The organism is Arthrobacter sp. TmtSoilC79, assembly GCF_059739405.1.
The window spans coordinates 2,505,963-2,527,770 of the sequence record NZ_AP046051.1; the positions used below are offsets into that span (position 1 = coordinate 2,505,963).

Sequence of the window (21,808 nt, forward strand, 5' to 3'; positions counted from 1 at the left end):
GACAACGTTTCCCCCGGGACCTTGGACTCTGTTGGTGGTGGGGAGGCGGTCATAGGCTCGGGAGCATCGAAACCAACGGCAACGCGGCGATTCGCAAGCAGCCATCCCACCCAGGAGACACAGACCATGGAAACCGACGAACGCCCAGGAACCGTCCTATCCGAAGCCGACTCATGGAAGGTTCTGGAACGGAACCAACACGGTCGTTTGGCAGTCAGCGTCCTGGGCGAGCCTGACATCTACCCACTGAACTTCATCGCCCACAACCAGCGGCTGCTGCTGAGGACGAATCCGGGGACAAAGCTCGCTGAGCTGACCGTCAATGAAAAGGTTGCCTTCGAAGTGGAGGAGATCGTCGACGCCGAAGCCTGGAGTGTTGTCCTTAAGGGCACTGCCAGGGTGATTGAGTCACAGTCGGAGATCGACGAAGCGGACAAACTGCCCTTGAAGCCGTGGATTCCAACGCGCAAATACACCTACGTGGAGATCAGCCCGACCCGGGTCCATGGCCGCCACTTTGAACTCGGTGATGAGCCGGAGCGGTATTGACCCCGCGGTTATCCGCCGCGCGCACTGGCACAACCGTCCGTCCGGGACCCAAAGCCCTGAGGGCATTGAGAATAGTGGCAAGATCCACCAACTCCTGCAGCAGCGCCCCTGCGACAGCCGGAATCATGCCTAACGAAGCCATCACCATCAGGCCGAGGCTCAGCAGTATCCCAGTCCAAATGCTGGTCCGCGCGATGTGAAGGGTACGCTGCCCGATGCCAACGGCAACGGCCGCCCTGGATAGGTCGTCGACCATAATCACCACGTCCGCTGACTCGCTCGCCGCGGTGGCGCCTTTGGCACCCATGGCGATGCCGACGTCGGCCGCTGCCAGTACCGGGGCATCATTGACGCCGTCGCCCACCATCATTACAGGCCTGAGCGGAAGGGCTGCTACGGCAGTAACTTTGTCAGCAGGCAGGCATTCGGCAATGACGTTGCTGATGCCCGCCTCCGCAGCGATGTGTTCGGCTGTAGTTGCAGCGTCACCGGTCAGGAGCATCGTCTCCGCGACCCCGAGCCTCCGAAGTTCCGTCAGGGTGTCCTTCGCATTCGGGCGCAATGGATCGCTCATGATCAGGGTGCCTGCAAACCGGCCATCCACACCGATGTCGATCCCGAGTTGGCCTCCGGGCAGTGCCATCTTGTCGAAGCCGGACACGAGGGAACCGACATAGGCAGGTTTTCCGACGACTACGTGGTGGTCTCCGCAGTCGGCCGTGACACCGTTGGTTGCATGTTCGCTGGCGCTCGTTGCCGGTACAAGCGCCAGGCCGCGCGATCGGGCTGCTGCCATGACTGAAGCAGCCAGGACGTGGGTGGAATACTGCTCGGCGGAGGCGGCCAGCTGCAGCAGGGCGTCTTGGGACAGTTTTGAGGCCGGGGCCACCCGAATTTCGGCCAGGGAAGGATTTCCTTGCGTGAGGGTCCCGGTCTTGTCGAAGACGGCGGTTTTGACTCTGCTGAGTTGCTCAAGCGTCCCCGCGTTTTTGATGATGATGCCGGCATGGGCGGCCCTGCTGGTCCCGGCAAGGAACGCGACAGGTGCAGCTATCAGCAGTGGGCAGGGGGTGGCTACCACCAGAACCTCAGCGAACCGTCCCGGATCCTGGCTGAAGAACCACGCAGCGCCGGCCAGCACCAAGGCGACCAGAGTGAACGGCACCGCGTATCTGTCGGCGAGCCGTACTGTCGGCGCGCGGCTTGCCGCAGCTTCCTGAACCAAGGCAACTATTTGGCTGTACTGGGAATCCCCCGCGGTGGCCGTGGCCTTCATACGCACGGCATCGGCTCCGTTGATCGAGCCGCTGAGCAGAAGTTCGCCCGTGGTTCGCTCAGCAGGCAGGCTTTCACCCGTTAGCGCTGACTCGTCAAAGAGTCCGACGGCGGACAGCAAGCTGCCGTCCACCGGGACCAACTCTGACGGCCTGACCAGGAGCACGTCCCCCGGAACCACGGCATCGACCAAGATGTCTTCCACCGGCAGGCCGGGCCGTTCCCGGTGAGCGTTCCGTGGGGACCGATCCAGGAGTGCTCGGAGCTCCCTGGTTGCGCGGCCTTGGGCAAATTGTTCCAGCGCTTCGCCGCCTGTCAGCATCAGCACCACGATCATGGATGCCAGGTACTCCCCCACGGCAACAGTCGAACAAATGGCCATCACGGCCAGGAGATCTATCCCCCAGCGTCCATGTAGGAGCCCTCTGATCATGGTGCCAGCCCGATAGAGGGCAACACTAAGTGCAAAAATGCTCGCCAGGCCTTGGGCCGCCGGCATGAGGCCGATAGCAGCCAGGACCGCGACGGCGGCCAGCACCACCAAGGTTGCTGTCACTAAAGGAAAACGCAAGGCCGGGTGCAGCAGCCGTTGTCTCATATCCACGGATCAGTCATGAGGGTTTCGGCTCAGGACCACCTTCAGGGCCCCTGTTTCCGCTGCACGCGAGAATGTGTCATAGGCATCCATGATCTGTTCCATCCCGAAATGATGCGTAGCGAACTTGTCCGCCGGGAGCTTGTGTTGGGCCACCAGGCGAAGCAGCATTGGGGTGGTGTTGGTGTTGACCAGCCCCATGCTGATGTTGATGTTCTGGATCCACAGCTCCTGGAGCGGAAGTTGGACGGGTTTTCCGTGCACACCGATGTTGGCTACATGCCCGCCGGGGCGAACCAGTCGCAGGGCCATGTCAAAAGTCTCCGGTACTCCGACAGCTTCCATGGCCACGTCCACCCCGGCGCCATCAGTGAAGGCCAGAACTTCCGCCATCCAGTCGGGGTTGCTGGGATTGACCGTGTGGGTGGCTCCGAAGCCGCCGGATTTGGCAAGCCGGCCCTCGTCCGGATCAATGGCCACCACGGTAGCTGCGCCGTGGAGTCCCGCTGTTGCCATGGCCGCCAGGCCAATGGGTCCTGCCCCCACGATGGCCACCACGTCACCCGGGGCCACGTGTCCGGCCTGGACTCCGATTTCGAACGCCGTGGGCAATATGTCGGAGAGCATGACGGCTTCCTCGTCGTTCACTCCGTGGGGCAGTTTGTGCAGGGAGTTTTCCGCATAGGGAACCCGGACGAATTCGGCTTGTGTCCCGTCAATGAGGTGGCCGAAGATCCAGCCGGTTCCAGCCTGTCCTTCATCACCAAGACAGTGGGAAAACAGTCCCTTCCTGCAATTGCCGCAGTGTCCACACGACTTGATGCAGGAGATGATGACCCGGTCCCCCGGGCTGAGTGAACTGACCGAACTTCCAACCTCGGTGACGGTCCCAACCCCCTCGTGCCCGAGGATGCGACCCGGCTGGACAGCTGGAACGTCCCCTTTGAGGATGTGCAGATCCGTGCCGCAAATGGTGGTGGTGTCGATGCGCACGATTGCGTCGGTGGGATGCAGGATGACGGGGTCCGGAACCTCTGTCCAGGACTTTTCGCCGGGGCCACCGTAGACGAGTGCCTTCATTGTGTTAGTCCGTCCTTGTCTTTGCCTGGTTCAAACACCGGGCGGGTGCTAGTGGAATTCGTCCAGGCGGGCGTCGTTCAAGGGGGTCCCCCAGAGATCCGGTCGTTTAGTCTCGAACCGCCGCCCAGTGACTGTCTCCGGCGTCAACCTCAAGTAGCAGTCCTTGCTGCCTGGTTGCCAGGGATCCAAACCCAGGGCATCGACGTCGGCTCTTTCCTGCCGGTCCAGTACCAGGTGCGTCTGCCCTCGGACAACGACGCTCCACGCCTTTCCGCTCAGGGGCCAGTAGCCGTCGCTTTCCAGAGCGCAAGGCGTGGTCAATGTGCTCCAAAACTTTGTACCTGCCCCGGTTCGGAACACAATGCTGTCACCGTCCAGCACATAGTTCACCGGAAAGATGTCAGGATGGCCGTCCACCAGGACGGCCAGGCGGCCAACGTTGGTCTGTGCCAGCAGGTCCCAGCATTCATCCGGAGCGAGGCGTTCGACGGCGGCACCCGGCTTGGTTGTCATTCCACACCCGCCCGGGTGGCGTCGTCGAGCGGACTCCACCACGTCAGCGGTGGCGTCACCTTGAAGCGGCGGCCGGACAAGGAAGTAGGAACAACACGGACGAAGTGATCCTTCCGCCCGGCCTGCCAAGGGAATAGCAGCAGGCCAACGGTGTCCATTACATCCTGTGTCAGCTTGATGCTCTCTGCTGATCCCTTGACCACCACGCTCCACGCGACGCCCGAATTTTGGTCTACGCCATCCGCTTCCAACGCTACCGGTGTATCGCTGAGGGCAGCGTGGAGCTTGCTCCCCTCGCCCGTGCGGTAGACCAGCGTCCCGTGATCTGCTTTGTAATTGATGGGAAAAATGTCCGGATGGTCCTGCGCCCAGACTGCGAGGCGGCCCACGGAGACACTGCGCAGCAGTTCCCAACACTGCTTGTTGTCCAGGACCTCAGCTTCCGGAACTGTGAGTTTGTTCGTCATGGTTAGACCGTAGGTCCGGTGGCGCCGGGGCAACAGGGCACAAAGGCCTACACATCCCGTGCGCCGTAGCCCGTTCAGAATCGCCGGAGTAGTCTGGCAGCAAGGAGCCCTTGGGACCCTCACAGGATTTCCAGCATTCTTCGAAAGGAACTTGTGAACGACTCAGAAACACCTGAGCCGCAGCCCAACGTTGTACCGCGGATCCGGATTGAAGACCTCCTGAAGGACTTTGTTGGCCGCGCCGGGGAACTTTTGCAGGCACAGGAAAGAACCCGGGGTCTACTCGAAGCAGTTGTCGCCGTAGCCGAGGACCTGAGTCTTGAAGCGGTGCTCAACCGCGTAGTGAGTTCCGCGTGCCAACTGCTTCAGGCCCGCTATGGCGCCCTGGGGGTCCTGGGCGAAGACAACGCCCTCAGCCATTTCATCACTGTGGGCATAGACGAAAACCTCGCCCAACGCATCGGCCCGCTTCCTACTGGACACGGCGTCCTCGGCCTGCTCATCACCGAGCCGGCACCCCTGCGGCTCCACGACCTCGGCCACCATCCGCGAGCCTATGGATTCCCTCCGCACCACCCGCCCATGAAGTCGTTCCTCGGAGTTCCCGTGCGGGTAAGGGACGTGGTGTTCGGCAACCTCTACCTGACCGAAAAGGAAGGCGGCGGGGACTTCACTCCGGAAGACGAGGACTTGGCTGTAGCGCTGGCTGCCGCGGCCGGGGTGGCAATCGAGAACGCCCGGCTGTATGAAGACGCCAGGCGTCGGGCGTCCTGGCTTGAGGCCTGCATGGACGTTACAGGGAGGATGCTGGGTGGCGACCAAACGGGGCAGGCTGAGAACTCTGCTCTGGACCTGATCGCGGCGAGGGCCCTCCGGGAGTCAGGTAGCCATCTGGCCCTGATCCTTGTCCCCTCGCCAAATGCGCCCTACGTAGTCGCTGGCACGGCCGGAGCCCACAGCCTTGATTTCGCTGGCGTGTCCCTGGATATGGACCACCCTGTAGTCCAGGCAGTCGCAAGCACCGGAAAGCCAGTATGCCTTGATGACTCCCGGGATCTCCTCGGCATAGCGCGCGAAGGAGCCGCAGCCAAGCTTTTGATCATCGACCTCAGTGCCCAAGGAGCCCACCACGGTCTCTTGGTGCTTGCCCGCGATCCCGGTATTGGAAATTTTTCAAAGACCGATGTTGAGATGGGGGCCGTCTTCGGTTCGCACGTTGCGCTCGCGCTGGCCCTGGAGCGGATTCACCGGCTACGGGAGCAAGTCGTGGTGTTCTCCGACAGGGACAGGATCGCACGGGATCTCCACGACCTGGTCATACAACGTCTGTTCGCAGCTGGACTGAGCCTCCAAAGCCTACGGCGTTTCACCACCGGCGAGTCTGCCTTGAGCAGGATTGACTCTGTGACCCAAGAGCTGGACACAAGCATCCGCGACCTCCGCAACACCATCTATTCACTGCAGGACAGTAGCCGTGAGCGGGAGCCGTTGAGCGGCCGTATCCTCCAGTCCATCCAGACTGCTGGCCAATCCCTGTCCTACGCGCCGAGTCTGACGCTGGCTGGCCCCGTTGACTCGGTAGAGGACGATGCCATCATCAAACACCTGCTGGCTGTCCTGTCTGAAAGCCTCAGTAATTCGGTTCGCCACTCAGGAGCGCATTCCATCAACGTTTTCGTATCCGTGGCCGAGGGACGGCTGAGCTTGGAAGTCGTGGATGACGGATGCGGGTTTGTGGAGCCAGCCGCGGGAAACGGCCTGGCCAACATAGCCCGGCGTGCGAGGGAGATGAACGGCACCAGTACCATCACCAGCACGCCTTTCAACGGTACAACCATGAGATGGAGTGTCCCGCTCAACTGATCGTTCGACGGTGGGAACCTGCGTCCCGGTCAGGTGCTTGTGCCATGAACACCGCCGCCTGGGTTCGCCGCTCAAATCCGAGTTTTGCCAGCAGGGATGAGACGTAGTTCTTGACCGTTTTTTCTGCCAGAAGCATTTCCTCACCGATTTGTCGGTTGGTCATACCTTGGCCAACGTATTCAAGGACCCGGCGCTCTTGGTGCGTGAGGGATGCCGTCCTGGGATCCTCCCTCTTCGCCGTGAGGCCCTGAATAATTCCCATCCTGACGGCTTCGTCGAACAACGACTCCCCGCCGGCGGCTTTTCTTAGGGCTCCCAGGAGGTCAGTGCCCCCGATTTCCTTCAGGATGTAGCCTGCGGCTCCGGCGAGAACAGCAGCGCGGAGAGCCTGTTCGTCGTCGTAACTTGTCAATATCAGGCAGTTCACGTCAGGGTCGACGGCGCGAACGTCCCGGCAGACCTCGATTCCAGTGCCATCGGGCAACCGTGCGTCCAGAACAGCGACATCGGGCCGCAGTGCGGGAATCCGGCGAGTTGCTTCTTCCGCGGAACCGGACATGCCCACAACCACGAAACCTTCGCCTTCCAAAAGTTCCTGCAGGCCTCGGCGAACCAACTCGTGGTCGTCGAGGATGAAAACCCGGATTGGCTCTCGGGGGGAAATGCCGATGGCTGGACCAGCTGTTTCTGGGCGATCCATGATTCTCCTGTCCGGCGGCTGAGAGCCGCGATGTCGAGAGCTCACACTGGGGCCCTGCCAAATTCTTGCTGACTGCCGGCCCTGCCCACAAGGGCCCAAGGACCCTGCCGCTGACGGGACTTCAGGCCAGCCGGGAACGTTCTTTCGTGACGGTCCATGGGCAGGACACCAAGATCAGGGACAAGGTGGGCCATAACCGAAATAAGGACTTTCGACCCTAACCCTCCCCGATGCAACCGGTACAAACTGGCAACAAGGCCCGGCCGGCGTCCGGGGAACCCATGAACGAAGAACGGGCCCAGCCATGAATGAAGCAATTGTCGTCGGCGTCAACGATTCCCCCAGCAGCGAGGCTGCCATGGGGTGGGCCATGCATCGAGCAGCCACCTTGAAAGTTCCGGTCCTGCTTGTCCATGCAGTGGACGATCGGTGGGTGTACGACGCCGTAGGGTACAACGAGTGGATCCGGGAATCCGGCGTCAACTTTCTTGCTGCGGCAAAGGACCGGGCCGCCAAGATGGAACCCACCGTCAAAATCACCACTGACCTCGTCTCAGGCGGAGCCGGCTACGCTTTGCGCAAGAGGTCCAAGAAGGCCGCAATGGTGGTCATAGGTTCCGGCCATGGTTGGGCCGGCGGTTCCCTGACCGATCGCGCATTACAGGTTGCTGCCATTGCACGTTGCCCCGTAGCTGTTATCGGTGAGCACGACATGACAAACCGCAAAGGGATTGTGGTGGGCGTGGATGGTTCTGAGGAGTCCACCCAAGCTGTCGCATTTGCCGCGGAAGAGGCCGACCGCCAAGGCCAGGAGCTGACTGTTCTCCATGCTTTCCTCACGCCCGAACCATGGGTTACCCGCGGTGTTCCCCGCACCAACTACTTCGAGGTCATCACAGAAGAAGAGCGCGTAGTCTTGGCCGAGACCGTCGCCGGCTTGACAGGCAAGTATCCGGATTTGGTGGTGCACCAGGTCCTCGACACCCACACACGGGCCGCCGAAGCATTGCTCGCGGCCGGAGCCACTGCACAATTGCTGGTGGTCGGCAGCCGTGGACGGGGAAGTTTTAAGCGACTCTTGCTGGGCTCGACAGCGCACGCGGTTCTCACCAAATTGCCGTGTCCCACGATTGTGGCGCGAATCAGCCCGGTCAAGCACTCCCACTGAGGTCTTCGCTGACGTGGCTGGCACCACTGATGCGGACAGGGCTCGGCTCATTCATTTCATGCTTCCGTTTCGGGGGTACGCACTACAAGCACCGGGCAATGCGCGTGGGCGATGCAAGCGACGAACGGCCCTCCTGCGCCGCCGGCAGGTCCCGTGCTGAGCCAAGCTGCCCACGTTCAGTAGGGTTAGGGGTGACCCCGGAATAAGGACAGCCCCGTGAACAGCCCTGCCAGTAAGACTGCCGTGGACCGGCACTACGACTTGATCATCATCGGCACAGGATCCGGGAACTCCATTCCCGGGCCTGGGTTCGAAGGCCAATCGATCGCGATCATCGAGAAAGCCTCGTTCGGCGGGACCTGCCTGAACGCAGGCTGCATCCCGACCAAAATGTACGTACACACCGCCGACGTCGCACTGCAGACCGCCGAGGCCGGAAGACTGGGTTTGGACGCCGAGGTCAACTCCGTCGACTGGCCGGGCATGGTGTCCCGCATCTTTGACAACCGCGTCGACCCCATTGCAACTGCCGGTGAAGAATATCGGCGCGGACCAAACACCCCGAACATTGACGTCTATGATCAACACGCCGTTTTTGTCGGAGAACGCACCTTGCGCACCGGGCAAGGTGCCCACCAGAGAACCATCTCCGGTGACCAGATCGTCGTCGCCGCCGGCTCCCGACCGTTCATCCCGGAGGCCATCGCCACCTCAGGCGTGAGGTACCACACCAACGAGGACATCATGCGGATGCCGCGGCTGCCCAAATCCCTGGTGATCATCGGCGGCGGTTACATCGCCATGGAGTTCGCCCATGTCTTCGATGCCCTCGGAACGGACGTTACGATCATCGCCCGCTCGACGCTCCTTGGGAACCTCGACGAAGACCTCCATGATCGCTTTAACGCCCTGGCTGCCGAACGCTTCGACATCCGGTTCGGCCGGACCACTATCGGTGCCGATCAAACGGATGAGGGCATCAGCGTCAGGCTCGACGACGGCTCCACCGCCACCGGGGAGGTACTGCTGGTTGCCGCCGGGCGCATCCCCAACGGAGACCTGTTGGACCTGCCCTCCGGCGGGATCGAAACGATCGGTGCCGGTCGGGTCCGGGTCGATGACTATGGCCGCTCAACCTCCGCTGCAGGTGTTTGGGCCCTTGGCGATGTTTCCTCGCCCTACATGCTCAAACACGTCGCCAACGCCGAGATGCGGGCCGTCCGGCACAACCTGTTGAACCCGGAAAAGCTGCAGAAGATGCCGCACGACCATGTCCCAGCCGCCGTGTTCACCCACCCGCAGATTGCCACCGTGGGGATGACCGAGGCCCAAGCCCGCAAAGAAGGCCACAACGTCGCTGTCAAAGTCCAGGACTACGGGGACGTCGCCTTCGGCTGGGCCATGGAAGACACCACCGGCATCTGCAAACTCATCGCAGATCAGGACACCGGCAAACTCCTCGGGGCCCACTACATGGGCCCGCAAGCATCAACCCTGATCCAGCAAATGATCACCGTCCTGGCGTTCGACCTCGACGTGCGACAGTTCGCTGCAAATCAATACTGGATTCACCCTGGACTTCCCGAAGTCACCGAAAACGCGTTGCTTGGACTCACGTTCAACTGACCGGATATGGCCAACTGAGCGCTGGTTACCGAAACCCTTATCCACCAGATCTTCCGAGGGGTCGCTCCGGTGATGAAGGGCTCGAGGTTTACTTCGCGGTCCTGGGATCAGTTTTTGTGGTCTTGGGGTGATTTCGCAGGACCTGGCCACCCGCAATGTCCAACCCTCAAAGCAACCCCCTTGAGGAGGGGTTGCCCGGCCCGAGGTGGGACTCGAACGTGATTCCAAGCCTTGCGACCGCTGGTAAGTGGAGGAGACATGCGGAATCCGGGCCAGTCAGCCCCAGTACGACCCGATCCGGGACGCAAAGAGTGGACGTTGTCCACACTTCTCGTCCGGACCGGCAGTACCCGCAGGGTCGCAACAATGGCCTGCCAGAGCCCCGGGATCTCAAGTATTTGTTAGCCGCGCCCTGAGAGAGTCCATGAGCACACTGACGCCTAGCTCAAAGGTGTGATCGGCCCGCGCCCTGCCCCGCTCGCCTGACTCTAGGAGGCGTCTCAAAGTGCGTGTCTCCTCGTTCGGCTGCCAGATATCGTCCGGCGCGGCGAGATCGAGGCCGAAGCCGATAGCAAATGCGTCGAGGACGGCGATGATCGAGAGGATCTCTTCTTCAAGGAAGCCGCCGTCGGCGAGGACCGTTGCCAGGTCATCATAGGCCTCCACGACAGTGGGGCTGGTCATGGTCTTCCCGACGAGCAGCGGCACCAGGCTTGGATGATCTGCATACGCCTGACGCTGTGCACGCAACATTGCCAGAACGTACTCCTCCCAGCGTTCCCTTGGTAAATCGACGCGATAGGTGGCCAGGAGACGGACACGCATGAGCTCGACGATGCCGTCCATGCCGTCCACGTGGTTGTAAAGCGATGATGACCGCACTCCGAGGTGTCGCGCGATCGCGTTAACTCCGAAAGGCTCGCCGGCACGGGATAGGGCGAGGCCGGCGTCTCCGATGATCTCCGGCGACAAGCGCGGAGTGGATGGCCTGGACATGGGATGACTCAACTCTCAGCAGAAATTAACTTCGACAATACCGGGGCTTCCCTAAGACTTCTCCTTCATGCATACTAATGAACACCATTCATTTACGAACATCATTCGTTTTAGGATGACGTGCTCCACGAAGGGCACCGCACTGCCTCCCCCATCCCGCACCTTTCGTGCACCACCTGCTCCCTGGAGTCCTCCATGACAGCAATCGATCTCGGCACACGAGTGCCACTCCGCCTACCCACGGCCACCGCCACCTTCGCAGTGGGCATCGCCGGCTATCTGGGCGTCAATCTCTCGCCTTACATGATCACAGCCGTACAAGCGGCCCTAGCCATTGACGTTCTGGAGGCGAGCTGGATCGTCACCGCGAGCCTGTTCCTCACGGCGCTGGCCGGCTTGGTGATCGCTCCACTATGCGCGGGCACCCTCCGCAGCACCGTAGCCCGGGTGGGCCTTACAATCGCCGCGCTCGGCTTCGGGGCAGCGGCCCTTGTGCCCGCCCTCATGATTCCGGGTCTCCTCGTCGGTGGCGTCGGCGCAGGTGGGGCCATCGCCGCAGCAGGCGCCGCAATGGCAGCCTTCCGAAATCCCGAACGCGTCGCCGGTATCAGCGGACTCGTGAAAGGCGGCCTCGTCACGATCGTGATCGCCGTCATCCCGCTCATCGGGCTCGCTCCGATCACAGTCTTCGGCGCACTCTCCCTGTTCAGCCTGCTCGGACTGCTGTTCTCGACGTGGCTGCCGGCCGCTCCCGTCCTCGATACGCAGGCTGGCGCCGCTGTGGCGCAGGCCATGCCGATCGAGGTTCCATCGACAGGGGCAATTCGAATCACACCCGCCCCCTCCCCCACAGTGAAGCTTGCCGGGTTCGGACTGTTGGTCGTCTTCACGCTCTGGGCTGTGAGTGAGGATTCCCTGTGGGCGATGGGCGGCGTAATGGGTGCCGACCAGGCGGACCTCACACCAGAAGGACTCGGTATCGCTCTCAGCGGGGCTACTGCCGGAGCGCTCATCGCCGCGGTGCTTCTCATGATCGTCGGCGACAAGTTCGGACGCGGGGTGCCGCTGGTGATCCTGCTGCTGGCGGGCGGCGTCCTCAAGATTGTTGAGGGTTTCACCACCGATCCCACGGCGTTTATTGTCGTGTTCATCGCTTGGAACACCGTCTATGCTGTCGCGTTCATGTTCTTCTTCGCCACATCTGCCGCACTCGACAGTGGCGGGCGTTGGTCCGCACCCATGCTGTCGGTCTACCTCGTCGGGTCAGCCCTGACGCCTGTGATCGGCGCCGCTCTGATCAACATTCTCGGTTACCAAGGCTTCTCGATCACCCTCGGTATTGCGAGCTTCATGCTCGCCGTCCCGGCTGGGGCAATAGCCCTACTCACCACGCGCCTGGAGCGCACCAACACCCACCACATGGAAGAGATAAACGCATGACTCGCACGCTGTACCGCAATGCTCGCTTCTTCACTGCCGACCACCCGCAGTGGGCCGACGCCGCCGTCGTCGACAACGGCTCGTTTGTGTTCGTCGGCACGGAAGCTGACTCTCCTGCGTGTGATCGGGTGGTGGAACTCGAGGGACGGCTCGTGCTACCCGGCTTCACCGACGCCCACACACATTTGCTCCTGACGGGCGGTGCGCTCGGTCAGGTCGGCCTCACCGATGCCGGTACACTCGACGAAATTCAAGAACGGCTGCGCACGGCACGGGCCCATGCCAAGGATGAGATGTACGGTGGCGGCTGGCTCTTTGACGCCATCGACGGCGGTGCTCCCACCGCCGTGATGATCGACGCCGCGGTTTCCGACATCCCTGTCTACCTCTTCGCGAACGACTATCACTCATGCTGGATGAACAGCGCGGCGCTCACGAGACTCGGCATCACCAGTGACACACCCGACCCGATTGGAGGACGTATAGAACGTGACGCCGACGGCCAGGCCACCGGCATGCTGTACGAAACTGCGCTCAAGTTTGTGTGGTCACATCGTGACGCGATGACCACAGACGCACAGCGGGACGCCGACATCGACCGAGTAGTGGCCGCCTACCTTGCATCTGGCGTTACTGCGGCTGTAGACATGGCCCTTGAGGAAAATGGACTCGCCGCGCTCAACCGCGCCGCCGAACGTGGAGCGCTACCTTTGCGGATCGACGCGCACTGGTTCATCCTCAACACGGGACAGGACGCCGACAATCTCGCACAGGTGGCCCGCGCTGCCGAGCTCGCGGCGGAAAACCATCCGGGCGTGCGTGTTCTCGGCATCAAGTTGCTGGTGGACGGCACGATCGACGCGTGCACCGCAGCGATGAAGCACCCCTATGCCGACGGTTCGAACGCCGAAACGATATGGCCCGCCGAACGGCTGTTCCCTGTGATCGCTGCGGCGGATGCTGCGGGTCTTCAGATCGCGATGCATGCCATCGGGGACCACGCCAGCACACTCGCATTGGACGCGATCGAGGATGCCATGGTCGCGAACGGCGATCTTGATCGTCGCCATCGCATCGAGCACCTGGAATACGCGGCACCCGGCACGGCCGAACGGATGTCCCGGCTGGGTGTGACCGCATCGATGCAACCCGTACACGCCGACCTCGCGATCTTCCCGAACTGGAGTGCGCAGCTTGGTGACGAACGGGTCGACCGCGCATTCGCCTGGTCTGAGTACGAGGATGCAGGGGCGCTGCTCGCGTTCTCCACGGACGCCCCAACCGCCCCCTTCGAGGCACTCACCAACATGTACGTAGCTGCCACCCGATCCTCCGCGCTCAATCCGCCCCTTCCGACCGAGCAACCGCAGTACGCCATGCCGCTGGAACGAGCTATCACACACGCTACGAGAGATGCTGCCGCGTCGGTTGGCGACGGTGAGTGGCGCGGCCGTATCGCTGTGGGGCAAGCCGCCGATTTCTGTGTGCTCGACACCGACCCATTCACCGATGGTGAGTCGTCGCTGCTCACCGCCCGCATCGTGCGCACGTTCATCGCAGGACGGGAGGAGTACTCGGTGGAGTAAGGCGGAGCCGCATGATCGCTGCACCAACATGCAGTGATCCCTGATGACCTTCGGGTGAACGGTATTCCACCCGCATCCACGCGTCATCGGGCAGCTCGTGTCCCTCGCAAACTCGAAGTGCCCGTGGCGATCACCACGGGCACTTTCAGTTGACCATATCGCTTGGGTGTTCATTTCCGCGATGGACGGGCCATGCCCACGACGGCGGACCCGCGCGCTCACCTGCGCTCAGTCGAGCAGCGCCACACCGAACTCAGAGACGACGGCCCGCAATTCCCTGAGGTAGTGCTGCGCTTGGTCGGTGAGCGGGATCGCTGCGTGACCGATCCAGCCGATCTCGATGCGTTCGTCAACGTCGAGCGGGATGGCGACGATCTCCGGGTCGAGCTCCCCGCTGATGATGCCCGTGGAGATCGTGTAGCCGTGGAGCCCGATCATCAGGTTGAAGATCGTGGCACGGTCAGAGACCCGGATCTCCTGCTTACTGGACATGGTGGAGAGAATCTCTTCGGCGAAGTAAAAGGAGTTGTTCGCACCTTGATCGAAGGTCAGCCGCGGCATCCCGGCGAGATCATCGAGGGTCGCACGCTCTTTTGAGGCGAGCGGGTTGTTCCGTGCGACGAAAATGTGTGGATCGGCGAGGAAAAGCGGAGTGAACGCGAGCCCGGATTCCCGGAGCAGCTTGTCGATGACCTTCCGGTTGAAATCGTTCCGGTAGAGGATGCCTATCTCGCTGCGCAGCGTCCGGACATCCTCGATGATGTCCCAGGTACGGGACTCACGGAGTGAGAACTCGTATTCGGCCACGTCAGTGGCCTTGACCATCCGGACGAAGGCGTCCACCGCGAACGAGTAGTGCTGCGTTGACACCCCGAGCAGACGGCGCCGTGGTGGCCTGCCAAGGTAGCGCTGCTCGAGGAGAGCGAACTGCTCCACCACCTGCCTCGCGTAGCCAAGGAACTCTACCCCGTCAGCGGTGAGGGTGGCCCCGCGGGCGGAGCGAACCAGGAGCGCACGGCCCACCCGGGCCTCAAGGTCCTTCATCGATGCGGACATCGTCGGCTGGGCTACGTAGAGAAGATCGGCAGCCGCGGAGATCGACCCCTCTGCTGCAACTTCAATGAAGTAGCGGAGCTGTTGCAGGGTCAATCCGCTCGAAATCTGGGCCATAGGAAAATTCTATATCAATGCATAGCAACCACTAGTTACCTGATACCTCGCCCCAGGCTGCACCATGGATACATCACCTTCGGAAAGGCCGTCTCCGGCCCATCAACGGAATGGCAGCACATGGCAGACGACTTCACGTTCAGCATCACCACCACCCCCTTCGACGAGGACTACTCACCCTCGGAAGGCTCGCGGATCACCACGAATTTCGCCAACCTGGCACGCGGCGAGCACCGCCAGGAGAACCTCCGCAACGCCTTGACCATGATTCGACGCCGCTTCAACGACCTCGCAAGCTGGGACAACCCGGACCGGGACCGTTACACGCTCGAGCTTGAGATCGTTTCCGTGCAGATAGAGTTCACTGCCGAAGGCACCGATCAGAAGTTCCCCCTGTTCGAGGTCCTCGACATCCAGATCCTGGACCAACTGAATGGCGTCCGCCACCAAGGGATCGTGGGGAATAACTTCTCCTCCTACGTCCGTGACTTCGACTTCAGCGTGGTACTGCCAGCGGCATCAGCGGAGGCAGGCAAGCCCACAGTTCCCGAGAACTTCGGCGATCTGCACGGCAAACTGTTCCAGCAATTCCTCGATTCCCCGGCATGCCAGGAACGTTTCCCGCAGCCGCCAGTGGTGTGCATCAGCGTCTCCACCACCAAGACGTACCGGCGAACGGAAAACCATCACCCCGTCCTGGGCGTCGAGTACCAGCAGGACGAGTTCTCACTGACCGACGCGTACTTCGCAAAGATGGGGCTGCAGGTCCGCTACTTCATGCCACGCGGCAGCGTAGCGCCGCTGGCCTTCTATTTCCGCGGCGACCTGCTCAACGACTACTCCAACCTGCAGCTCATCGGCACGATCAGCACCATGGAGACGTTCCAGAAGATCTACCGCCCGGAGGTCTACAACGCGAACTCCGCCGCCGCCGTCGTCTACCAACCGAGCCTGGGAGAGCAGGACTACTCGCGGACCCAGATCGATTACGACCGCGTCGAGCGCAGTCAGCTCGCGGTCATCCAGGCGAAGTACACCGAGGAACACTTCATCACGCCCCACAAGGATCTTTTGGACCAGTGGACCGCCAAACACCCCGCCCTCGTCAACTGACCCACGGAGAATCGTCAATCATGAACACACTTTTGCCCACCACCGTCGTTGGAAGCCTGCCGAAACCATCGTGGCTCGCACAGCCGGAGACCCTGTGGTCTCCCTGGAAGCTGGAGGGAGATGCGCTGCTCGAGGGCAAGCAGGATGCGCTGCGCATCGCCATCCACGAGCAGAGCCGACGCGGCATCGACATCGTCAGCGACGGCGAGCAAACCCGCCAACACTTCGTCACCACCTTCATTGAGCATCTCAGCGGGGTCGACTTTGAACAGCGCAAGACCGTGCGCATCCGCGATCGCTACGACGCGAGCGTGCCCACCGTCGTCGGTCCGGTGCGCCGCGAGCGGCCCGTATTCGTCGACGACGCGAAGTTCCTCCGCGCAACCACCGACCGGCCGATCAAATGGACTCTTCCCGGCCCCATGACCATGGTGGACACACTCTTCGATGACCACTACAAGAGCCGCGAGAAGCTGGCCTGGGAATTCGCTGCGATCCTGAACCAGGAGGCCAAAGAACTCGAGGCAGCCGGCGTGGACATCATCCAGTTCGACGAGCCCGCGTTCAACGTCTTCCTCGATGAGGTCAAGGACTGGGGCGTCGCTGCACTCGAGCGAGCGGCAGAAGGGCTGCGTGCGGAGACCGCCGTGCATATCTGCTACGGCTACGGGATTAAGGCGAACAATGACTGGAAAGCGACGCTCGGCTCGCAGTGGCGGCAGTACGAGGAAACGTTCCCGCTGCTTCAGAGCTCCAGCATCGACATCATCTCGCTGGAATCCCAGAACTCCCACGTGCCCATGGACCTCATCGAGCTCCTCCGCGGCAAGAAAGTCATGCTCGGGGCAATCGACGTCGCCAGCGAGACCATCGAGACCCCGGAGGAAGTCGCCGACACCCTCCGCAAGGCCCTGCAGTTCGTCGATGCGGACAAGCTCATAGCCAGCTCCAACTGCGGCATGGCCCCGTTCCCCCGCGACGTCGCACTGGCCAAGCTGAGTGCCCTCAGCGCAGGGACGGGAATCGTTCGCGAGGAACTCGAGCGCTCCGCACCCAAGGTGTCCTAACGATGTTTCACGCCTACCCCCCAGACACTTGGCTGGGGGCTCCTGAGCAAAGCTTCCCGTCCTCCCTCTCGGCTGACGAATTCAAAGCACTGTTCCGTGGCCACCCGGGAGGTGTCGCCGTCATCACGGCGGATGCCGGCGAAGGACCGGTGGCACTGACGGTGTCGTCGGTGGTGTCAGTGAGTGCCGAACCTCCGTTGCTGATTTTCTCGGTCTCGGCACTGTCCTCTGCGTCGACGGTGCTTTCCCGCGCTGAAACCGTCGTGGTGCACCTGCTGGACGCGCACGACGTCGACTTGGCGAAGTTTGGAGCGACCCCCGGCGCCGACCGCTTTGACCAGACGCACCGCTGGTCGGCCCTTGCAACCGGCGAAGCGGTGTATGACGATGTCCGTGCCTGGGTGCGCTGCGCCGTCATCAACCGCATGGAGGTAGGGACCTCCACCATCGTCGCCGTTCACGCCCTGGAGTCCCGCGTGATGCGTGACGTCCCAGCGGGAGAACCCGGCGACGCTCTGGTCTACCACAACCGTTCATGGCACCGCCTGGGCGACCACTCCAAGCTTGAAGGCTGAACGCCTCGCCAACAATACGGGGCGCCAAGCCGATACCAGACGTATCAATGCACTCACGGCTGGAAGCGGTAACCCATCCCTGGTTCGGTGATGAAGTGTTGCGGATTACCCGCCTCCGGTTCGAGCTTGCGCCGAAGCTGCGCCATGTAAACCCGGAGATAGTTGGCTTCCTTGGCATAGGCCGGCCCCCATACCTCGGTGAGGAGCTGTTGCTGGGTGATGAGTTTTCCGGGGTTCCGGACAAGAACGTCCAGAATGCTCCACTCGGTGGGAGTTAATCGAACGTCATCACCACCGCGGTTGGCCTTTCTCCCTGCCAGATCGAGCGTGAATGAGGACGTCGCAACTACGGGAGATTCATCGGAAGGTTCCACCGTCCGTCGTAGGATCGCCCGGAGCCGCGCCAGTAGTTCCTCCAGGCCAAACGGCTTGGTGATGTAGTCGTCCGCTCCGGCATCCAGTGCCTCAACTTTATCGGTGGACCCGTGCCGTGCGGACAGGACCAGGATGGGCACGTCGCTCCATTCGCGGATCCTGGTGATGACGTGAATCCCCTCGATGTCGGGTAGTCCGAGGTCAAGGACGACGACGGCGACCGGGTACTGTGCCGCTGATAGTAAGGCGGCTTCACCGTCTGCGGCGGTCGTTACGTCATAGCCGTGGGCCTTCAGGGTGATCTGCAGGGCTTTGAGGATGTGCGGATCGTCATCCACCACCAAAATGTTGCTCATCAGAGGACCCGCCTGATGTCAGCAGGTGGGACATGGGGGTGGTGAAGCAGCACAGATTGCGCCTCCATGGGCGCCTGCCCGGAAGCCCGTTCCATGGGCGCTCCGGTGGATAGCGGCATCCGGATGACCATGGTCAGGCCTCCGCCCGGTGTTGCCTCGGCCGTCAGGGTTCCTCCCATGGCTTCCGCGAAGCCCTTTGCGACCGCCAGGCCCAATCCGACGCCGGTGCTCGCGGGTACGTCATCCAGCCGCTGGAAAGGCTGAAACATGCGCACGACGCCGTCGGCGGGAACGCCTTGGCCGTGGTCGATGATCCGCAGCTCTCCCGAGGGTCGGCCGCCCAGGGACGTGGTGCTCAGCCCGCCGCCCGAAGCAACGATCACGATGTCCGAGCCCGGCGCATACTTGACGGCATTCTCCGCGACGTTGGCGATCACGCGTTCCAGCATGCCGGCGTCAGCGTCGATGGCGGGTAGGTTCGCCGGCAGGTCCACGCGGATACTGCCGGAAGGTACTCCACGTAACGCGGGCGGGATGACCTCATGCCAACGGACGGGTTTGATCAGGGCGTTGACCGAGTCGGAGGTGATCCTGGACATGTCCAGGAGGTTTCCCACCAGGACATCGAGCCGATCCGAACACTCGTCAATGGTAGTCAGCAAGTCCTGCTGTTCCTCGGGCGTGTAGGCCACGTCGTGTTGTTTCAGTCCGCCGACGGCCAGTTTGATGCCGGCCAGGGGTGTGCGGAGATCGTGGGAAACGGCGCGAAGGATGGACGTTCGCATGATGTTGCTTTCGGCCAGCCGCATGACTTCGCGGCGGCTGGCCGCAAGCTGCCTGCGCTCGAGCTGGGCTGCAAGATGCGCGCCGAAGGCTCCAAGAAGGCGTCGGTCGCTCGCTGGAAGAGTCCTGCCGTAAAGAATCAGACGGGTCCGATCATCGATCCGCTCCGTGGTGCCGCCGGCAAGCTGACCATTGCTTTCAGGAGTCGCTGAGTCCGTCTCACCGGCTTTGGCCAGCAGTCGCCAGGCCCTTTCGGGCTCTGATCCGTCGTCGGCCGTGAACAATGACGCCCCCCGCATTTGGAAGACTTCCAAGGCCTGCGCCAGCAGTCCCTGGACGGTATCCTCGGCATCCGTTGCTCCGCGCGTCAAATCAGCCATGGTCGCTGCTTCTGCACTGGCGCGCTTGGCCTCCTTTGATCGCCTTGCCGAGATGTCGACGACGGCGGCCACCGCGGCCGAGACGCCGACGAAGACAAGGAGCGCCAGCAGGTTCTGTGGATCGCTGATGGTCAAGTTTCCAACAGGTGGCGTGGAGAAATAGTTCACCAAAAGGCTGCTCCAGACTGCCCCCAGGAGCGCTGGCCAGAGTCCACCGACCAAGGCAACAGCGACCGAACCGGTGAGCTGGACGAGAACCGCCGTCGCGATGTTGTGGGACGGACTCGCCGCCAGAATGAGCTGCAACAATGCCGGCAGGACAACCGCAAGTCCAAACCCTACTGCCGCGCGGGTCTTCCCGAGTTCACCACGGTAGGGTCGGTCCACACCCTGGCCGCCCAGCGGATGGGAGACCATGTGAACGTCGATGTCTCCTGATTCCCGGACAACCCTGTTACCGACGCCGCTGCCCATCAACCGCCCGGCCAGGGAACGGTGGCGGGAAACGCCCACCACGATCTGTGTCGCGTTAACGCTGCGTGCGAAGTCCAGGAGCGCCTGGGCCGGGTCCTCCCCCGCCACCGTGTGGTAGCTTCCGCCGAGGTCCCGTATCAGGTGTCGCTGCGATTCGAGATCCTGTGGTGACTCAGCGGAAACACCATCGGCTGCGCGGACGTGGACCGCCAGGAGGTCGCCGCCGTTGACCCGTTTGAGTATTCGGGCGGCCCTGCGGATCAGGACTTCGCCTTCGGGGCCACCAGTCAGCCCGATAACGATGCGTTCCCGGGCTGGCCAGCTGGCATCGATGTTGTTCTCTGCCCTGTACTTAGCCAGTCCTTCATCCACGCGGTCGGCAAGCCAGAGCAAGGCGAGCTCCCGCAATGCCGTCAGATTTCCGAGCCGGAAGTAGTTCGACAGGGCTGCATCCACTTTGTCGGCCGCATAGATCTTCCCGTCCCCTAAACGCTGGCGGAGCAGTTCCGGGGAGATGTCCACCAGATGGATCTGGTCGGCACGGCGCACGACGTCGTCGGGAACGGTCTCTGCTTGGCGGACTTCCGTGATCGCCAGGACAACGTCCCCCAGTGAGGCCAGATGTTGGACGTTCACGGTGGACAGCACGTTGATGCCGGCCTCGAGGAGTTCCTCGATATCCTCCCAGCGTTTTTTATTGCCACTGCCGGGGACGTTGGAGTGGGCGTACTCATCGACGACGGCGGTGTGCGGCCGCCGCGCCAAGACGGCGTCGAGATCCATTTCCTCAAAGGCCGTCCCCCGGTACTGGATGGTCCGTGATGGGATTGATTCCAGGCCCTGGGTCAACGCCCGCGTATCGCTGCGGCCGTGATCCATGGCGAAGGCCACCACAACGTCCTCGCCGCGACCAAGCAGCCGGTGGGCCTCTTCGAGCATGGCGTAGGTCTTGCCGACGCCCGGGGCAGCCCCCAGGAAGATTCTCAGTGTCGCCCGTGCCATAGCCTCATTCTTTCACCCCGAAGGCCCTCCGCTCCGATGGTCAGGTGCCTCACCGCGCGGCCTCCGCAACCGCCAGGTTCAGTTCGGCGACATTCACCGAGGGCTGACCGAGGAAAGCCTCAAGTCCATGGCTCGTGTGCTTGGTCACGAGGCCCTGAAGCGCGTCCGGGGTGAGCCCTTGCGCTTTGGCAACTCTTGGGATCTGGAGGGTGGCATACTCGACAGAGATGTCCGGATCCAGTCCTGAGCCGCTGGCCGTCACGGCATCTGCAGGCACGGCGGACTCGCTGACGCCTTCCAGCTCCGCAACAGCGGCACGGTTGGCGGTGACGGCGTCGAGCAATTTTGTGTCGTTGGGACCCAGGTTACTGGCCGACGACGTCGCCGGGTCCCAGCCGACCGCCGAAGGCCGTGCATGGAACCAGGCCGGGTCCTGTGTACCTGCCTCGTCTGCGGAGGCCTGCGCGATCAGCGCTGATGCCGCCGGATTTCCGGCGTCGTCTTTCACGATGGACCCGTTGGCTTGGAACGGGCCAACAGCCTGTCCCACACCGAAGACTGCCAGCGGATAGGCAAGCCCCAGGATGAGGGTGGAGAGCAGCAGGAACCGCAGGGCGGTGCCTGCTTGACGGAGATAACCGAGCAGCATGTTCAT

At 62.3% G+C, this 21,808-nt stretch carries 19 protein-coding genes; 9 read left to right on the top strand and 10 right to left on the bottom strand.

Features of this window, described 5'->3' with window-relative positions:
• The first annotated feature begins 126 nt into the window (after nt 1-126).
• Nucleotides 127-549: a pyridoxamine 5'-phosphate oxidase family protein gene (locus AC6JA3_RS11570; RefSeq protein ID WP_026540488.1), complete on the top strand. Its 423-nt coding sequence runs from the start codon at nt 127-129 to the stop codon at nt 547-549.
• Here AC6JA3_RS11570 and AC6JA3_RS11575 read toward each other — a convergent pair.
• From AC6JA3_RS11575 to AC6JA3_RS11590, 4 genes are read right to left on the bottom strand one after another with little or no spacing between them, the layout of a single operon-like run.
• The gene (locus AC6JA3_RS11575; RefSeq protein WP_347783661.1) at nt 488-2,422 is read right to left on the bottom strand and encodes a heavy metal translocating P-type ATPase; all 1,935 of its coding nucleotides are present in this window, start codon (nt 2,420-2,422) and stop codon (nt 488-490) included. The genes AC6JA3_RS11570 and AC6JA3_RS11575 overlap by 62 nt on opposite strands.
• Nucleotides 2,423-2,431: 9 nt before the next feature.
• Nucleotides 2,432-3,499, bottom strand: a complete 1,068-nt coding sequence (locus AC6JA3_RS11580) for a zinc-dependent alcohol dehydrogenase family protein (protein ID WP_026540486.1) — start codon at nt 3,497-3,499, stop codon at nt 2,432-2,434.
• Between the two features lie 48 nt (nt 3,500-3,547).
• The gene (locus AC6JA3_RS11585; RefSeq protein WP_026540485.1) at nt 3,548-4,012 is read right to left on the bottom strand and encodes a pyridoxamine 5'-phosphate oxidase family protein; all 465 of its coding nucleotides are present in this window, start codon (nt 4,010-4,012) and stop codon (nt 3,548-3,550) included.
• The gene (locus tag AC6JA3_RS11590; protein ID WP_347783437.1) at nt 4,009-4,479 is read right to left on the bottom strand and encodes a pyridoxamine 5'-phosphate oxidase family protein; all 471 of its coding nucleotides are present in this window, start codon (nt 4,477-4,479) and stop codon (nt 4,009-4,011) included. Before AC6JA3_RS11590 ends, AC6JA3_RS11585 begins: the two co-directional genes overlap by 4 nt.
• Before the next feature lie 153 nt (nt 4,480-4,632).
• Here AC6JA3_RS11590 and AC6JA3_RS11595 point away from each other — a divergent pair, with 153 nt between their 5' ends.
• Nucleotides 4,633-6,342 (top strand): sensor histidine kinase, encoded by a 1,710-nt coding sequence (locus tag AC6JA3_RS11595; RefSeq protein ID WP_223945344.1) that lies wholly within the window; start codon nt 4,633-4,635, stop codon nt 6,340-6,342.
• Here the strand turns inward: AC6JA3_RS11595 and AC6JA3_RS11600 are convergent.
• Nucleotides 6,335-7,042: a response regulator gene (locus tag AC6JA3_RS11600; protein WP_223945343.1), complete on the bottom strand. Its 708-nt coding sequence runs from the start codon at nt 7,040-7,042 to the stop codon at nt 6,335-6,337. The genes AC6JA3_RS11595 and AC6JA3_RS11600 overlap by 8 nt on opposite strands.
• A 304-nt stretch (nt 7,043-7,346) precedes the next feature.
• Between AC6JA3_RS11600 and AC6JA3_RS11605 the strand changes: the two genes are divergently transcribed.
• Complete coding sequence (locus AC6JA3_RS11605; protein ID WP_223945342.1) at nt 7,347-8,210, top strand: universal stress protein; 864 nt, start codon at nt 7,347-7,349, stop codon at nt 8,208-8,210.
• 216 nt (nt 8,211-8,426) lie between these two features.
• On the top strand, nt 8,427-9,836 hold the full coding sequence (gene mtr / locus AC6JA3_RS11610) for a mycothione reductase (protein WP_497920133.1): 1,410 nt from the start codon (nt 8,427-8,429) through the stop codon (nt 9,834-9,836).
• Nucleotides 9,837-10,226: 390 nt separating this feature from the next.
• Here mtr and AC6JA3_RS11615 read toward each other — a convergent pair whose 3' ends face one another.
• Nucleotides 10,227-10,808, bottom strand: a complete 582-nt coding sequence (locus tag AC6JA3_RS11615; protein ID WP_162150370.1) for a TetR/AcrR family transcriptional regulator C-terminal domain-containing protein — start codon at nt 10,806-10,808, stop codon at nt 10,227-10,229.
• A gap of 219 nt (nt 10,809-11,027) precedes the next feature.
• On the opposite strand from AC6JA3_RS11615, the gene AC6JA3_RS11620 reads away from it, so the two are divergent.
• Nucleotides 11,028-12,272 (top strand): MFS transporter, encoded by a 1,245-nt coding sequence (locus AC6JA3_RS11620; RefSeq protein ID WP_347783439.1) that lies wholly within the window; start codon nt 11,028-11,030, stop codon nt 12,270-12,272.
• Nucleotides 12,269-13,858 carry an amidohydrolase gene (locus tag AC6JA3_RS11625; RefSeq protein ID WP_497920134.1) on the top strand — a complete coding sequence of 530 codons (1,590 nt, stop codon included), beginning with the start codon at nt 12,269-12,271 and terminating at the stop codon, nt 13,856-13,858. The genes AC6JA3_RS11620 and AC6JA3_RS11625 overlap by 4 nt, the downstream gene beginning before the upstream one ends.
• A 228-nt stretch (nt 13,859-14,086) precedes the next feature.
• Here AC6JA3_RS11625 and AC6JA3_RS11630 read toward each other — a convergent pair whose 3' ends face one another.
• Entirely contained in the window at nt 14,087-15,028 is a 942-nt protein-coding gene (locus AC6JA3_RS11630; protein ID WP_026546662.1) for a LysR family transcriptional regulator, read from the bottom strand.
• A gap of 120 nt (nt 15,029-15,148) precedes the next feature.
• On the opposite strand from AC6JA3_RS11630, the gene AC6JA3_RS11635 reads away from it, so the two are divergent.
• Genes AC6JA3_RS11635 through AC6JA3_RS11645 form a run of 3 tightly spaced genes read left to right on the top strand, consistent with a single transcriptional unit; the run spans nt 15,149 to nt 17,783 of the window.
• On the top strand, nt 15,149-16,141 hold the full coding sequence (locus AC6JA3_RS11635) for a DUF1852 domain-containing protein (RefSeq protein ID WP_026546661.1): 993 nt from the start codon (nt 15,149-15,151) through the stop codon (nt 16,139-16,141).
• A gap of 20 nt (nt 16,142-16,161) precedes the next feature.
• Entirely contained in the window at nt 16,162-17,208 is a 1,047-nt protein-coding gene (locus AC6JA3_RS11640; protein WP_026546660.1) for a methionine synthase, read from the top strand.
• Nucleotides 17,209-17,210: 2 nt separating this feature from the next.
• Nucleotides 17,211-17,783, top strand: coding sequence for a flavin reductase family protein (locus AC6JA3_RS11645; RefSeq protein WP_347783441.1), 573 nt, complete (start codon nt 17,211-17,213; stop codon nt 17,781-17,783).
• 53 nt (nt 17,784-17,836) lie between these two features.
• Here AC6JA3_RS11645 and AC6JA3_RS11650 read toward each other — a convergent pair whose 3' ends face one another.
• From AC6JA3_RS11650 to kdpC, 3 genes are read right to left on the bottom strand one after another with little or no spacing between them, the layout of a single operon-like run.
• On the bottom strand, nt 17,837-18,514 hold the full coding sequence (locus AC6JA3_RS11650; RefSeq protein WP_347783442.1) for a response regulator: 678 nt from the start codon (nt 18,512-18,514) through the stop codon (nt 17,837-17,839).
• A complete protein-coding gene (locus AC6JA3_RS11655; protein WP_347783443.1) occupies nt 18,514-21,153 on the bottom strand; it encodes a DUF4118 domain-containing protein in 2,640 nt (879 codons plus the stop codon). Before AC6JA3_RS11655 ends, AC6JA3_RS11650 begins: the two co-directional genes overlap by 1 nt.
• A gap of 49 nt (nt 21,154-21,202) precedes the next feature.
• Nucleotides 21,203-21,808, bottom strand: coding sequence for a K(+)-transporting ATPase subunit C (gene kdpC, locus AC6JA3_RS11660; RefSeq protein ID WP_026540471.1), 606 nt, complete (start codon nt 21,806-21,808; stop codon nt 21,203-21,205).